The 14,133-nt window shown below is 45.2% G+C and carries 15 protein-coding genes; 14 read left to right on the top strand and 1 reads right to left on the bottom strand.

Going from position 1 to position 14,133, the window contains the following annotated elements; genetic code table 11:
- Window positions 1-2: 2 nt before the first annotated feature.
- The 13 genes from AAIR98_RS08140 (at window position 3) to AAIR98_RS08080 (ending at window position 12,025) form a co-directional block, all read left to right on the top strand.
- Window positions 3-1,805 (top strand): BatD family protein, encoded by a 1,803-nt coding sequence (locus AAIR98_RS08140; RefSeq protein WP_423971695.1) that lies wholly within the window; start codon window positions 3-5, stop codon window positions 1,803-1,805.
- Window positions 1,802-2,524 (top strand): tetratricopeptide repeat protein, encoded by a 723-nt coding sequence (locus tag AAIR98_RS08135; RefSeq protein WP_423971694.1) that lies wholly within the window; start codon window positions 1,802-1,804, stop codon window positions 2,522-2,524. Before AAIR98_RS08140 ends, AAIR98_RS08135 begins: the two co-directional genes overlap by 4 nt.
- Before the next feature lies 1 nt (window position 2,525).
- Complete coding sequence (locus AAIR98_RS08130) at window positions 2,526-3,107, top strand: D-sedoheptulose-7-phosphate isomerase (RefSeq protein WP_423971693.1); 582 nt, start codon at window positions 2,526-2,528, stop codon at window positions 3,105-3,107.
- A gap of 4 nt (window positions 3,108-3,111) precedes the next feature.
- Window positions 3,112-3,564 carry a ribose 5-phosphate isomerase B gene (gene rpiB / locus AAIR98_RS08125; RefSeq protein ID WP_423971692.1) on the top strand — a complete coding sequence of 151 codons (453 nt, stop codon included), beginning with the start codon at window positions 3,112-3,114 and terminating at the stop codon, window positions 3,562-3,564.
- A gap of 32 nt (window positions 3,565-3,596) precedes the next feature.
- On the top strand, window positions 3,597-5,255 hold the full coding sequence (locus AAIR98_RS08120) for a glucose-6-phosphate isomerase (RefSeq protein WP_423971691.1): 1,659 nt from the start codon (window positions 3,597-3,599) through the stop codon (window positions 5,253-5,255).
- A gap of 292 nt (window positions 5,256-5,547) precedes the next feature.
- Window positions 5,548-6,789 carry a tRNA (N6-isopentenyl adenosine(37)-C2)-methylthiotransferase MiaB gene (gene miaB / locus AAIR98_RS08115; RefSeq protein ID WP_423971690.1) on the top strand — a complete coding sequence of 414 codons (1,242 nt, stop codon included), beginning with the start codon at window positions 5,548-5,550 and terminating at the stop codon, window positions 6,787-6,789.
- Between the two features lie 6 nt (window positions 6,790-6,795).
- Entirely contained in the window at window positions 6,796-6,954 is a 159-nt protein-coding gene (locus tag AAIR98_RS08110) for a hypothetical protein (protein ID WP_423971689.1), read from the top strand.
- Window positions 6,942-7,259, top strand: coding sequence for a hypothetical protein (locus AAIR98_RS08105; RefSeq protein WP_423971688.1), 318 nt, complete (start codon window positions 6,942-6,944; stop codon window positions 7,257-7,259). Before AAIR98_RS08110 ends, AAIR98_RS08105 begins: the two co-directional genes overlap by 13 nt.
- A 387-nt stretch (window positions 7,260-7,646) precedes the next feature.
- Window positions 7,647-8,579: a tRNA (adenosine(37)-N6)-dimethylallyltransferase MiaA gene (miaA, locus tag AAIR98_RS08100; protein WP_423971687.1), complete on the top strand. Its 933-nt coding sequence runs from the start codon at window positions 7,647-7,649 to the stop codon at window positions 8,577-8,579.
- Window positions 8,558-9,820 (top strand): GTPase HflX, encoded by a 1,263-nt coding sequence (gene hflX, locus AAIR98_RS08095; RefSeq protein ID WP_423971686.1) that lies wholly within the window; start codon window positions 8,558-8,560, stop codon window positions 9,818-9,820. Before miaA ends, hflX begins: the two co-directional genes overlap by 22 nt.
- A gap of 51 nt (window positions 9,821-9,871) precedes the next feature.
- Window positions 9,872-10,513 (top strand): glycerol-3-phosphate 1-O-acyltransferase PlsY, encoded by a 642-nt coding sequence (gene plsY / locus AAIR98_RS08090; protein ID WP_423971685.1) that lies wholly within the window; start codon window positions 9,872-9,874, stop codon window positions 10,511-10,513.
- Window positions 10,500-11,483 carry an NAD(P)H-dependent glycerol-3-phosphate dehydrogenase gene (locus AAIR98_RS08085; RefSeq protein WP_423971684.1) on the top strand — a complete coding sequence of 328 codons (984 nt, stop codon included), beginning with the start codon at window positions 10,500-10,502 and terminating at the stop codon, window positions 11,481-11,483. The genes plsY and AAIR98_RS08085 overlap by 14 nt, the downstream gene beginning before the upstream one ends.
- A 281-nt stretch (window positions 11,484-11,764) precedes the next feature.
- Window positions 11,765-12,025 carry an HU family DNA-binding protein gene (locus AAIR98_RS08080; RefSeq protein WP_423971683.1) on the top strand — a complete coding sequence of 87 codons (261 nt, stop codon included), beginning with the start codon at window positions 11,765-11,767 and terminating at the stop codon, window positions 12,023-12,025.
- A 44-nt stretch (window positions 12,026-12,069) separates the two neighbouring features.
- On the opposite strand, the gene AAIR98_RS08075 is transcribed toward AAIR98_RS08080, so the two are convergent.
- Window positions 12,070-12,480: an ACT domain-containing protein gene (locus tag AAIR98_RS08075; protein WP_423971682.1), complete on the bottom strand. Its 411-nt coding sequence runs from the start codon at window positions 12,478-12,480 to the stop codon at window positions 12,070-12,072.
- Between the two features lie 60 nt (window positions 12,481-12,540).
- On the opposite strand from AAIR98_RS08075, the gene AAIR98_RS08070 reads away from it, so the two are divergent.
- Window positions 12,541-14,124 carry a hypothetical protein gene (locus AAIR98_RS08070; protein ID WP_423971681.1) on the top strand — a complete coding sequence of 528 codons (1,584 nt, stop codon included), beginning with the start codon at window positions 12,541-12,543 and terminating at the stop codon, window positions 14,122-14,124.
- Window positions 14,125-14,133: the final 9 nt, after the last annotated feature.

Genomic DNA, 14,133 nt, shown 5'->3' with positions numbered 1-14,133 from the left:
CTATGAAATTTAGAAATATTATTTTAACACTATTAATTCTTACTTTTAGCGCTGCCGTATACGGGCAGGCCATAACGGCCCGTGTGGACAAAACAGTGGCGGAAGTGGAAGACGAAATATTGCTTACCGTAGAAGTCAGCGGCGTCAGTGGCGATATTATGCCTGACTTGCCCTCTATGCCAAGCTTTAGTTATTACAGCAGCGGCATGGGCAGCGGTGCGCGCGTGGTAGAGGTAATAGGTACGGGCGGAATATCCTCAAGCGCGTCTGAAATTGTTAACGCTTATATGTTCACATTGGTGCCGCGCTTTGCGGGCAAGGCGGAAATAGGGCCCATAACAATAGATTACCTTGGTAAAGAATATGCCACCAGGCCCATTATTATAGATGTATACAGAAAAGGCGAGTCTAAGGGTAAGGCCGCGCCGGTGCAGCCGGCTGCCGCCGCGCCTGCCAAACGCCCGACTGTAGACAAACCGCAGCCCAAACCTACCCCGGCCGACACAATAAACCCCGTTAAAAAGTACGACCCAGTTTTTGTTGTTAACGAAACCGACAAAAAAGAAGCGTACGTTGGCGAACAAATTACACTTTATTCCTATATATACACCAGCGTTCCTATATACCAAGACAGCTTTCAAGGCTCGTCTTTTGAGGGGCTTGTTAAAGAAGATATAGACGTGGAAAAAGGCAAAAAAACGCTTGGCGGCAAACCTTATTCTTACGGCGTAACTAAAACAGCGCTGTTTGGCACCGGGCTTTCTAAGGCCAAAGTTTTGCCGGCCTACTATGAATTTTTAGTGGGTGTTACGGGCAACTCTATGGTGGACAGCCTGTTAAAAAGGGGCGGCATAGTAAAAACTGATACCATTGACCTTACCATTAAACCGCTGCCTTCAGGCGCCGGGGAGCACTTTTACGGCGCGGTGGGGGAAAAGTTTTCCGTCACCGCCGAGCTGGACAAAAACGAAGCCCCCGCCGGTGAGGCCGCCACAATGACACTTACCATAAAGGGCGTTGGCAACCTTAAAACAATTTTGGCCCCGCAGGTGCCTGATGTAAGCGGTCTTAAAAAATACAGTGTGGCGGGCGTTACAAACTCTACGCCTATTAATGATGTTGTGCAGGGCTACAAAACATTTAAAACAGTTTTTGTGCCAGTAGCCGCGGGTAAATATATAATACCGGAAATCCCATTTACCTATTTCAGCCCGCAAAGCGGTTCTTACCATACGGTTAACACAAACGCTGTGGAACTTACGGTTACCCCATCCGATAACAGCGAGGGTGCGGCGGTTACTTATTATGGCGATGGGGCCGCCCCTTCAGCCCGCGCTATCGGCAAGGATATTAACTATATTAAACAAAACGCCGCCCGCGCTATGTTTAACCCGCTTAAATTTATAGCTTCTTTGGGTGTTATAAACTTTATTCCCATACTTTTGCTGGCATTAGCTGTTATAGTTAAAACCTTAGCGGCGACAGGTTTTTTTGAACGTCCCATAAGCAAGGCCTGCGCCTTGGTAAAAAAAGGCGGCAACGCGGGGGACCTTAGCGCCGCGCTCAGAACATTTATCAGTTTAAAAACGGCTATCCCCACAGGCAGCCTGAAAGTGGGTGATATTACGGCGCTGCTAACAACGAAGCACCGTGTCAGCGCGGGTACGGTGCAGGCGCTCAGTACGCTTTGGCAAAATTTGGACGCTTTAAAATTTGCCCCCGGCGCGGCTAATTTATTGGAATTTGCCAAACTTAAACACGAAACGTTTAAAGTTTTAAAAGCTTTAGAGAGGGAAATCAAATGAAAAAATATTTAGCGTTTTTAATTATTCTTTTTCCCATTTTTAGTTATTGCCAAGCGGCGCAGGGGGATAGTTTGTATAGCCAGGGCAACTTTGCGGGCGCTTTAACCGCTTATCAAACTGAGCTTGCGGCGGCCCCTAATAACGCTTATCTTTACTATAATATAGGTAACTGCTATTACAAAATGGGTGACCTGGGTTACGCTATAGCTTACTACTCAAAAGCGTTTGATTTAAACCCCAGAAGTTCGCTCGTAAGGGAAAACCTTGAAATGGCTCTTACCCGCAGCGGCGCGGTGCTTGTACCCCACGGCGTGCCTGAAGTGCTGCACAGGGCTTTTTATATACTTTCCAAGGCGGAAGTGCGGGGGCTGTGCATGATTTTTGTATGGTGCTTTGGCATAAGCGCGGCCTTGTATATATGGAAAGGCAAGGGTAAAAAAGTAATGATGGCAACAGGGGTAATACTTGTTTTAACGGCCCTTTGGCTGGGCGCTATATCTTACGCTGGCAGTGATATAGACGCTGTAGTAAAGGTAAGTAAAATGACGCTAAGAAGCGGCCCCGGTGAAAAATTTGAAACAACGGCCACTTTGCCCGAGGGCTACTATTTAACAATAGAAGATAAAAAGGACGACTGGTATTTAGTGCGGGAGTACAGGGACGCAAACTTAAAAGGCTGGACTAAAAAAAGCAGTTTCATAATAATAGAGGAGATTTAATATGTTTTTACCTAAAGAAGCGGATGAACTGATAGAAACCTTAACCTGGGTTAAAGAAAACCTTTCGGCCAAAGTGGAAGAACTGGCCAATGTTATTATTAACTGCTATAAAAACGGCGGCAAAGTAATTTTAATGGGTAACGGTGGCAGCGCAGGCGACGCGCAGCACATAGCGGCTGAGTTTGTGGGCAGGTATAAATTGGAAAGGGGCTCCTTCCCGGCCTTAGCCTTAAACACCAATACGTCTTCTATTACCGCTATCGGTAACGACTATTCTTTTGACGAAGTGTTTTCCCGCCAGGTTGAAGGCTTTGCCGTAAAGGGGGATATTGTTATAGGTATTTCCACCTCTGGCAACAGTAAAAACGTTTACAAAGCTTTAGAAGCAGCCAGGAAAAAGGGCTGCTATACAGCGGCTTTCTTAGGTAAAGACGGCGGTACTATAAAAGGCATTGTAGACCTGGACCTTACCGTCAAGTCCAACAATACGCCCCGCGTGCAGGAATGCCACATTTTTATGGCGCACAGCATGTGTGATTTGGTAGACAGGGCTTTATATGATTATGTAAAAGGTGTAAAATAGTATTATGATTATCGCGATAGGTACGGACCACGCAGGCTTTCCTTTAAAAGAAACAGTAGCTGCAAAAATTAAATCTTTAGGTCATGAAGTTCTGGACTTTGGCACATTTAACTGTGACAGTGTGGATTTTCCTGATTTTTCCGCAAAAGTGGCCGAGGCCGTGCTTGAAGGTAAAGCATGGCGCGGTATACTACTGTGCGGCAGCGGCGTGGGGGTAAATATAGTGGCCAATAAATACAAAGGCATTAAAGCCAGCGTATGCCACGATACCTACAGCGCGGCCCAAGGCGTACAGCATGAGGATATGAACATACTTTGCCTTGGCGCCAGAATAATAGGCCCCAGCCTGGCGGAAGCGCTGACAGAAGCTTTTTTAACCGCCAAGTACGAGGCTAAAGAACGCCAGGTAAGGCGCGTAAACAAAATAGAAGAAATAGAAAGCAAAAATTTTAAATAGTGGTAAGAAGATTCTAAGTGAGGATAACTAAGATGAACTTTAAGACAAACAACGCGGCGGAAAGCTTGATAAGAGAAGGCTTGTTAAAACTGGAAAGGATGGACTTTTTAAACAGGCTTTATAAAAAAGACGCAACAGTATGGAAGACGGAAGAAGAACATACAAAAATTATTGATAACTCGCTGGGCTGGTTAACAGTTTATGACTGGACGCTTGAACGCCTGGAAGAGATAAACGAATTTGCGGACGTAGCCAAACAAACATTCACCCATTGCGTAGTGCTTGGTATGGGCGGGTCCAGCCTGGCGCCTGAAGTGTTTAGGGTGCTTTTTGGCAAACAGAAAAACTGCCCCGAACTTTTAGTTTTAGACTCTACCAACCCCGACTGGGTGGGTACCGTAAGAGAGCAAATTAATATTGAAACAACACTTTTCATCTTCGCCAGCAAATCAGGCGGCACGGTGGAACCCGCTTCACAATTTGCTTACTTTTATGACGAAGTTAAAAAAGTTTCTAAAGAACCGGGCAAAAATTTTATAGCTATTACTGACCCCGGCACAGGCCTTGAAAAACTGGCTAAAGACAAAAAATTCCGCAAAATATTTGTTAACCGCGCCGACATCGGCGGCAGGTTTAGCGCGTTATCTTTCTTTGGCATGGTGCCCGCCGCTATTATGGGCGTGGATATTAAAAAAGTTTTAGAATCCGCCAAAGCAGCGGCCGAGACATTTGCCCCCGGCGCAAACATTAAAGAAAACGCCGCGCTCAGACTGGGCGCTTTCATGGGCGGCGCAGCCGTACGCAGAGAGGATAAACTTACCCTTCTTATGCCTAAAGACGTTGATACTCTTGGCCTTTGGATAGAGCAGCTTGTGGCAGAATCCACCGGTAAAGAGGGCAAAGGCGTAGTGCCTGTAGCCGGCGAGCAGACGGGTATTAACTTTGACTATAAAGACGACAGAATTTTTGTACACATAGCTTTTGACTCCAAAGACGGCGACAGAGTTGATGACATTGCCGAAGCTTTGGAAGAAACGCAGCACCCTATCATGACTGTTGAAATGAAAGACCTTTATGATATAGGCGCACAGTTTCTTATGTGGGAAGTTGCCACAGCGGCCGCCGGCGCGGTAATGGCGGTTGACCCGTTTGACCAGCCTAACGTGCAGGAAGCTAAAACAATAGCCAAAGGTATTTTAGAGGACCTTTCCGCCGGCAAAGAAGACCCGGATACCAAAAAAGACATGATTGTATCAAAGGTATTAGAAGGCAAATTTGAACTTAAAGAGCTGGCGCAAGATTTATACTCAGTACTTGAAAGCAATGACTACATTGCCCTGTTGCCTTACGTTAACGCCACAGCTGAAGTAGAAGAAATACTTGCGGACCTGCGCTACAAAATATTATCCAAAACCAAACGCGCCGTACTGTTTGGTTACGGGCCCAGATATTTACACTCCACAGGCCAGCTGCATAAAGGCGACGGCAATAACGGCGTGTTTATAATCTTCTCGGCCGACGCGGCTAATGACATTAAAATACCGGGCCAGAACTATTCTTTTGGCGATTTAGCCAATGCGCAGGCTTTGGGCGATTTTAAAGCGCTTGATTCCAAAGGCAGACGTGTAATTAAACTGCACCTTGCTGCGCCTGTGGCGGATTCACTTAAAAAGATATCTGCTTTGTTCTAAACTAAAAAATCTAACCATTCACAGGGGCGGGGAATACCCGCCCCTGTATAATTTATTTAACAGGTTGTCTAAAGTTGTTTTTTCCTCTCCCTTTTAGGGGAGAGGGTAGGGTGAGGGTGTTGTACACAAATATATAGTTGTAAAGTTCAAGCCAAGCTCCTTTATATAAAAACAGAAATACCCTCACCTGCTTTATCGCAGCTGCTTCGCAGCAAACAACCGCGATAAAACTTCCTCTCCCCTAAGAGGGCGAGGAAATAAATGTGGCATATTATAAATTATTTAATTAACTATGAAAAGCGTATATATTCAAACTTTTGGCTGTCAAATGAACGTGGCTGACTCTGCGGAAATGCTGGGGCACCTTGCCGCGCGCGGCGTCAGCGAGACTTTGGATATGGACGACGCCGACATTGTTCTTGTAAACACCTGCACCATACGCGAACATGCCGAGCACAGGGCCGTATCATTCCTTGGCCGTTTGGCTAAGTGGAAGGAAAAGCGTGAAGGGCGTGTAATTATTTTTGCCGGCTGCGCGGCGGAGCGCCTTGGCGATAAACTTAAAAAAGACTATCCGTTTTTAGACATTGTAGCTGGCGCCAAGGGCATAGAAGCTTTTGCGGCTACCCTTGACGATACCGGCCTTTTTGAAGCGCAGGCCCGTGAGTTTGAGGCGCAAGAACTGCTTAGCAGAAACGCTGTAGTAGACTTTGTTACCATAATGCGCGGCTGTAACTTTGCCTGCTCATATTGCATAGTGCCGTCTGTAAGGGGGCGTGAACGCTGTATAGACCCGCAAACCATTTTAGCTAATGCCCGCCAGTTGGCGGATAAAGGCGTAAAAGAAATTGTTTTGCTTGGCCAAACGGTAAACGCCTATAAATATGAAACTACAGATTTTGCAGACTTGCTGACAATGGTCAGCCAGGTACCGGGCGTAGAGCGTGTGCGTTTTATGAGCCCGCACCCCGCGCACATTACCCCCAAACTTATAGAAACAATACGTGACAATAATAAAATAGCAAAACACGTGCACCTGCCTTTGCAAAGCGGGTCCGATAAAATACTTAAAGAAATGAAGCGCGGTTACGACAGAAAAACACTTATGGCTAAAGTAAACGCTCTTAAAGCCGCCGGGGTGTTGGTATCAACGGATATTATTGTGGGTTACCCTACGGAAACGCAGGAAGACTTTGACGAAACGCTGAGTATGGTGGAAGAAGCGCAGTTCAGTTTTGCTTACTGTTTCAAGTTTTCGCCCCGTAAAGGCACGGTAGCTTATGATATTAAGAATGTAACGGCTGATAAAGAAGTGGAAAAAAGGCTGGATATTTTGTTAAATAGAGTAAAGTACTATGCGGGCAAAGCGTATGAAGACGCCGCAGAAACCACTCAGGCAGTATTACTGGAGACGCCCTATAAAGGCCGCACTTCCGGTAACCTTTGGGTTAAGCTCAAAAGTCCCGCTAAAATTGGCAGTACTGTTAATATTAGAGTAAAGAGTACCGACGGAAAAATTTTGTTGGCGGAGTAGATTATTATGGAAGATAAACGTATAGAAAAAAGACGTCACGCAAGGGTGCCCATTTTACATAACATAGTGGAACCTATTAATTTGTGCTACAAAACGGAAGAGGGCAAAGAGCAAAACGTGCTTGCTATTTTGGCGGACCTTTTTCTTCAGGCATGCGTCTTATAAGCTTTTTAGAGGCTCCGTTCTCAAGCAATATCGCTATTACTTTAGACCTGCCCGCAGTAGGCAAGTTTGACGTAAAGGCCAAAACCTCATGGGTTAAACAGAAAGACGGTATTTTTACCCTAGGCATAGAATTTTTTGAAATCAGCCAGGCTATTTCAAATAAAATAAGCGCCATGGCAGAGGACTTTGCCGACTGCGATACCAGAATCTTGCTTAAACTGCCTGAAGTGTGCGTACCTACATGCAAAGCGCATGAGCTATGCAACAAGATACAAAAAGACGTAACCTTCTTCGGCAAAAAATAATATTTAATAAAAAAGCCCCGGCCAAAAACGGCCGGGGCTTTTTTGTGCTTCGCATCTTCCAATGGGTCGCTCTCTGCGTTCGCTTAGTTTTCAATAAGCGGAATCAAATTTCTTCGGCTTTTGGCGGTTTTTGAGTTTTTATACTTTCACCACACCCACCGTGTACCCGCACCAAGTGTGCCGAAAGTAGAAAAATTCAAAAACCACTCAAAATCCTGTGAAATTTACTGGCACAACAGCACTTATTATATTTTTTGATATGCCTGTAGGGGCGGAGCTTGTCTCCGCCCGTTGTTAATTAAAAAAGTGCCGCTCCCTCAGCCCCGTAGGGGCGTGAGGGCCTCAAGCCAAAGCTTTAACAAATCGTTTATTTAATATAATAATTATATGACTATTATTATAGCGGCGCCGACAGCCAGCGGCAAAACAGAACTTGCGCTTAACCTTGCTAAAATTATTGGCGGGGAGATAATTTCCGCAGATTCGCGCCAGGTTTACAAAGGCCTTACCATAGGCACCGCCAAGCCTGAGGGCCGCTACATTGACGGCGTTTATAATGTGGACGGCGTTAATTACCATTTAGTAGACTTCCTTGAACCTGAAGAATCCTACAACAGTGCTTCTTTTTCCGCCGACGCCGCCAACCTTGAAGCCGCTATAAAAACAGCCAAGCATACCCCCATATTCGCGGGCGGCACAGGCATGTACATGCAGGCGCATTTTAGCGGTATGGATAAACTGCCCGAGGGAGATGCCGAACTTAGGGCAGAGTATAAGGCCATAGCGGACAACAAAGGCAAAGAGGCTTTGCATGAAATGCTTGCCAAGGTTGACCCGGCCAGCGCCGCCGCCATTCCCGCCGGCAACCTGCACCGTGTTATGCGCGCGCTTGAAATACACCGTCTTACCGGTACCCCCGCAAGCGAGCTGCGTACAGGCAAGTTTAACGCCACGCTCGGCAATAACTACACCGTATATATAAACTGGGATAAAGAAGATTTAAACAAGCGTATAGTTACCCGCACCAACGCCATGTTTAGCGGCATGCTTGCTGAAACCGAGACCATGCTTGCGCAAGGTTTTAACCGTGAAACACTCGCCCTAAAAAGCTTGGGCTACCCGCAAATAATAGATTATATAGACGGCATATTAACCAAAGAAGCTGCTATAGAAAAAATTATTATACTAACCCGCCAGTACGCCAAACGCCAGCGCACCTGGTTTGCCCGTTATAAAGATATGAATATTTTTAACGGCAAAACCGTAACGGCAGAGCAGGTAGCCAAAGGATATGAACAGTGGAAAAAGTCTACCTGGTAGCCGCTTATCTTAAAGGCGAACCTTACTCTAACGAGAGCGTGTATGAGCTTGAACGTCTTGCCCACACGGCGGGCGCGGAGGTGGAGGAAATTTTTTACGCCCCGCTTGCCGCCTATAACCCCGCCACATTCATAGGCAAAGGCAAAGCGTATGAAATAGCCGAGGCCGTGCGGGAAAACGATATTTCAGCCGTTATATTTAACGAGGAAATTACGCCCGCCCAGCAAAAAAACCTAGAGTCAATTATCCCCGCTAAAATTATAGACCGCACCTGGCTTATTTTAGACATTTTCGCCAAACGCGCCAGAACTAAAGAGGGGGAACTGCAGGTAGAATTAGCGCAGTTACAATTTTTACTGCCCCGCCTAAGCGGTAAGGGGGCGGGACTGATGCAGCAAAGCGGCGGGCGCCGCGGCGGCATTGGCACCAGAGGCCCCGGCGAACGTAAATTGGAATATGACAGACGCCGCCTGAGAATACGCATTGCCAAGCTTGAGCGTGAAATAGAACAGGTAAAACAGGAGCGCAAAGTGCGCCGTATGAGGCGCGCCATTTTACCGCTGCCCCAGGTTGCGATAGTGGGCTACACCAACGCCGGTAAATCTACCCTTTTAAACACTCTTACCAAAGAAACAGCTGTATATGCCGACGACAAACTTTTTGCCACGCTGGACCCTACCACCCGGCGTGTCAGTATGCCCGGCGGCGGCAGCGTTTTATTTACTGATACCGTGGGATTTATACAAAAGCTACCCCATAACCTGGTGTCCGCCTTTAGGGCGACGCTTGAGGAATTGGCAGACGCGGACGTGATATTGCACGTTAAAGACGCAAGCTCTAAAGATATAGATGCGCAAAACGCCACCGTGCATAAAATCGTACGTGATTTAGAAGCGCAGAAAATACCTATGGTAGAAGTTTTTAATAAAATAGACGCCGTAAGCCAGTACACATTAAAGGCGCTCAAAGCCAGAAACCACGGCGCGGTGTTTATCTCAGCGTTGGAAAACAAGGGCGTTAAAGAACTTTTAAACGCGGTAGAAGCCGCGCTCAACGCCAAATGGCCGCAGCGCAAAATTAAGTTAAAAGCAGAAGATTTAAACTTACTGGGCTTTATATATGACCATAGCCTGGTTAAAACAAGGAGAGAAAGTAAGGATGGCATTACAACCCTTACCGTTATGATTACCGACGGTAACTACCACAGTTTACAGCAAAAACTAAAAAAACATAATAAATAAAAATTTTGTTTTTTAGTGTTAAACGCTTTCCTTATTTAATATAATAATTATATGAACACACAGATTATAACAATGGTTGGACTTGCAGTTTTAAGTTATTTGCTTGGCGGTATCCCCACAGGGTACTTAATCTCACGTAAAGTCATGGGCATTGATATAAGAGAGCATGGTTCCGGCAACCCCGGCGCGGCAAACGTTTACCGCACCGTTGGCGCAAAAGCCGGCTGGGCCACATTTATTACGGACGCTCTTAAAGGTTTTATCTGCGTTAAACTTGCCTTAATAGTTTTCCCTGGCAATTATATTTTCGCTATAATTTGCGGTACCATAGCCATAGCCGGCCATATGTGGACGATTTATCTTAAATTCCGCGGCGGTAAAGGCGTGGCAACGGCCGCCGGCGTATTTGGCGCTTTGCTGCCCATACCCACAATAATAGCTTTTGCGGTATTTGCTTTTGCCGTATGGTTAAGCGGGCATATTTCTGTAGGTTCTATATCTGCCGCCGCCATACTGCCCATAGCCGCGTTTTTTATAGGCGACCAGCCTTTAGCTGTTAACATAGTTACAGCCATTATAGCCGCTGTTGTAATATATAAACACGTGCCTAATATGAAACGGTTGCTTGCTAAAAAAGAACTTAATTTTGAAGACGGCTCTAAAAAAAGAAAAGAACAACATGAAAATAAATAATATTACAGTATTTGGCGCGGGTGTGTGGGGCAGCGTTATAGCCCAGCATCTGGCTGATAAAGGCTACAATATTTCACTTTGGGAATATTCCGAAAAACTTTTTGATATTCTTAACACCACCAGGCAGCACCCTAATATAGAAAACTTTAAGCTGCACGGCAACATAACGCTTAAACGCACAGTGGCCGAGGCTGTGGAAAACACTGACATGCTGGTATTTGTAATATCGTCCAAAAGCGTAAGAAACTTTTGTAAAGAGCTTAAACCGCTTATAGGCGGTAAAGTACTGCCCGTTGTCAGCGCGTCTAAAGGTATAGAAGACGGCACATTTAACACAGTTTGCGAAGTTATAGAAGAAGAACTGCCACACCTTAAGGGTCACGCCATGGCGTTTAGCGGCCCCAGCTTTGCCTTAGAAGTAGCAAAAGGCATTCCCACCAAAATTTTAGTTGCTGGCCCCAATGCCGAACTGGTAAAAGAAACCGCTCAGGTATTTAACGGCGGCGCTATAGCCACTATAGAATCCGGCGACAGGCGCGGCGTTGAGTACGGCGGCGCTATTAAAAACGTAGTTGCCATAGGCTGCGGTATTTTAGAAGGCATTGGCGACGGCGCCAACACAAGGGCCGCTCTTATTACGCAGGCCATGCAGGAGATGGTTGCCATCACTGTTTCACAGGGCGGCAAAATGGAAAGTGTGTATAACCTTTCCGGCCTTGGCGACGCTATTTTAACGGGTATGTCACAAATTTCACGTAACAGGCGCCTGGGCGAAAAGCTTGGCCAGGGCCTAAGCCTTGACGACGCCAGAGCGCAGGTAGGCACCATTGCTGAGGGTGCGGATTCTGTTAACAGCGTGCATAATATAGCCAGAAAAAACAATCTCTGCACCCCTATATTAGACGCTGTGTGGCAAATACTTACCAAAGGCGTAAAGCCAGACGTTCTGCTAAAAGCTTTAGGATTTTAAATAAAAAAACCCCTCTTGTGAGGGGCTTTTTTTGCGCCTTGCGTCCCAACTATATCGCTCTCTGCGTTCGCTTAGGTTTCATCGGCGGTTTAAATTTTCTTCGGATTTTGGCGGATTTTCTTTTTTCTTCGCACTCACCGTACGCTTCGCTTTTAAGTACTTGTTCGCGCGAAGAAAAAAGAAAATCCGCTCAAACCCCTGTGAAAATTTTCTTCTATAACTACACTTATAACGGCATTTTATGAGCGTAACAGTACTAATTTTTTTGATAGAATATTGTTATGAAGAAAGAAGATATTGTTAACGAACTTGCCAAGCATTTGCTTGATAAACGCCAGGCCAAAACAACTGTAGATAAATTGTTTGATATTATAAAGGCGGGTGTTGAGCGCGACGGCAAGGTTACCATAAGCAACTTTGGCACATTTAAACGTGTTAAGGTAAAGGCTTCCGTTCGCCATAACCCCAAAACTTTACAGCGTGTTGATGTGCCCGAAAAAACCAAAATCCGCTTTAAACCGTCACCCTCTTTAGAAAAATAAAAAGTCCCGTAAAAACGGGGCTTTTTATTTAAGCGTAAAATTTTTTACACCATGCCGGACTGGGCAAGCACGTCTACTGCCTTAGCTATATCGTTAACCACAATTATAAGGCGCGATGATTCCGTATTGGAAATTGACCCGTATACTGCCGATATGTTTATGCCTTGTTTACCCAAAATTTCTGTAATATCGGATATTAGGCCCACTCTGTTGGGGGCGTCCAGGCAGATGGCGTCCGTTTTAACACTGGTAAAGCCCGCTTTGGTTATGGCGTGGCTGACGGATTCTGAGTCGCTGTCTATAGCTATTCTTACTACGGCCGCGTCGTAGCGCACGTCCTGGGATATGGCTATAATGTTAACATTTTCTTTTAAGAATAAATTGGAAAAAGAGTGTAACGCGCCGGGTTGGTTGATAAGAAAAACACTGTATTGTTTAATTATATTTATTGCCATAGATACATTTTAACAAAAAAAGCCAATCTTAAAAACAATATTATTATATATAATGTGATTATGAATAGTATGTATAGAAAAATCATTTTAAATATTATTATTTTAGCTTTGCCCGCTGTCTTAAACGCGGCGGTTTTTACGTCATCCGACGGGCAGTTTTCCATGGATATGCCAAGCGGCTGGGCGGCAACGGCTGCTAATGCGGAAAATTCCGTTCTTTCATTATCTAAAGGCGGCAGCAAAATAGAATTTAAATTTTTATCAGACTGCGACAAAGAAGCCTGTGTTGAACAAAAAGTAAACGATGACCTGCTGGACGTAAGAAACAGAAAAATGAAGGTGCTTGGCAACTCTTACACCGGTGAAGATATTAAGAGGGTAGAGTTTGCCACCGGCGAGCCGCTTATGTACATCAGCTTTTCCACGCCTAAGACAGATTTTAGCGCGGGTTATTTTCTTATAAATAAACGCGCCTACTCAGTACTTGCACAAAACGTTACTTACGCCGAGGCTGACTTGTTTTTTTCTTTTATTTCACCCAAAGCCGGGGCGGCTGCTAAGACATACGACACCTACTCCCTGCCGCAGGTTGAACATGCCGATATCCTGCCCACAATAAAAGATTTTAAAGTGGCTGTGGTAGAAGAACCCAAAAAAGAAGTTGTTAAAAAAGAACCCGCTTTAAGCGCGTTGGCCAAAATTAAAAGAACTTTAGCCGCTAATAAAAATTTTACGTTTGTAAGCAAAAACATGCCGCCTGTTATAAGGGAGCTTGGCAGACTTTTTGACATTGTCGTATTACTTTTCGCTCTGTATGTTTTTGTATTTTTTGCCTCACTTATATTAAAGTTTTTTATTAAAGGGGGAGCGCCTGAAATTACCGCTAACCCGGCGTCCGCGTATCCTATTAAATTTAAAAGGTTGTACGGTACGCCTTCTTTAATACACAGCGCGCGTGATAACCAGGGCAACACGTTTATTTCTTTTAATACAAGGTGGGGTACTACGTTTGAGTTTATAGGGGCTATATTTATAATGGTGTGCGTCAGTTTTATGTGCGCCGTCAGCTTTAACGAGACGTTCGGCCTTGTAAAAATGCACCAGTTTCACTATACTACGTCATACTCTGTTTCCTCTCTTATTTTGGCTATCGGGTTTTTTATATTCGCGCTTGGTTTGATAATATCTTTAGTTTCTCTTAGGGAGTTTACGCTGTATAATAAAAACGGCAAAAAATCCGTCTATGTTTTACAAAAGGGGTATGGTATTAAGAGGGAAATTTATACTATTTATTACGCCCATACAAAAGAAACTTTAACTTTAGAACGTAAAAAATTCGCTTTAAAACGCAGTTGGTCACTTTTGGACAGCAGGGGCGACAAGCTTGCCGGGTTTGAAGAGGTTTCCACGGGCAAAGCAGTGCTTAGAAAGTTTTTTGGGCATATGTGGGGCATGCTGCGCGCAAGTTACGCAATTAACGGCGTGCTGGACTCTAAGGGTTATTTAAAAAGTCATAACACAATATTTAACGCGTTTACAGCCAATATAGATAAGCCGCAGGCCATAGACGCTTTAGACATGCTGGTGGCGGGCCTTGTTATCAATATAAGAGACAGCGATTCCTGGCACCCCTCGGCAAACTAATCCCGTAGC

Origin of the sequence: Elusimicrobium simillimum (genome assembly GCF_049639735.1) — a bacterium.
Lineage (GTDB): Bacteria > Elusimicrobiota > Elusimicrobia > Elusimicrobiales > Elusimicrobiaceae > Elusimicrobium > Elusimicrobium simillimum.
This window is presented reverse-complemented; position numbering and strand designations above follow the sequence as displayed.

Coding starts and splice junctions, on each gene's coding strand:
- AAIR98_RS08140 (WP_423971695.1), top strand. CDS start 3: ATGAAATTTAGAAATATTATTTTAACACTATTAATTCTTACTTTTAGC.
- AAIR98_RS08135 (WP_423971694.1), top strand. CDS start 1,802: ATGAAAAAATATTTAGCGTTTTTAATTATTCTTTTTCCCATTTTTAGT.
- AAIR98_RS08130 (WP_423971693.1), top strand. CDS start 2,526: ATGTTTTTACCTAAAGAAGCGGATGAACTGATAGAAACCTTAACCTGG.
- rpiB (WP_423971692.1), top strand. CDS start 3,112: ATGATTATCGCGATAGGTACGGACCACGCAGGCTTTCCTTTAAAAGAA.
- AAIR98_RS08120 (WP_423971691.1), top strand. CDS start 3,597: ATGAACTTTAAGACAAACAACGCGGCGGAAAGCTTGATAAGAGAAGGC.
- miaB (WP_423971690.1), top strand. CDS start 5,548: ATGAAAAGCGTATATATTCAAACTTTTGGCTGTCAAATGAACGTGGCT.
- AAIR98_RS08110 (WP_423971689.1), top strand. CDS start 6,796: ATGGAAGATAAACGTATAGAAAAAAGACGTCACGCAAGGGTGCCCATT.
- AAIR98_RS08105 (WP_423971688.1), top strand. CDS start 6,942: ATGCGTCTTATAAGCTTTTTAGAGGCTCCGTTCTCAAGCAATATCGCT.
- miaA (WP_423971687.1), top strand. CDS start 7,647: ATGACTATTATTATAGCGGCGCCGACAGCCAGCGGCAAAACAGAACTT.
- plsY (WP_423971685.1), top strand. CDS start 9,872: ATGAACACACAGATTATAACAATGGTTGGACTTGCAGTTTTAAGTTAT.
- AAIR98_RS08085 (WP_423971684.1), top strand. CDS start 10,500: ATGAAAATAAATAATATTACAGTATTTGGCGCGGGTGTGTGGGGCAGC.
- AAIR98_RS08080 (WP_423971683.1), top strand. CDS start 11,765: ATGAAGAAAGAAGATATTGTTAACGAACTTGCCAAGCATTTGCTTGAT.
- AAIR98_RS08075 (WP_423971682.1), bottom strand. CDS start 12,480: ATGGCAATAAATATAATTAAACAATACAGTGTTTTTCTTATCAACCAA.
- AAIR98_RS08070 (WP_423971681.1), top strand. CDS start 12,541: ATGAATAGTATGTATAGAAAAATCATTTTAAATATTATTATTTTAGCT.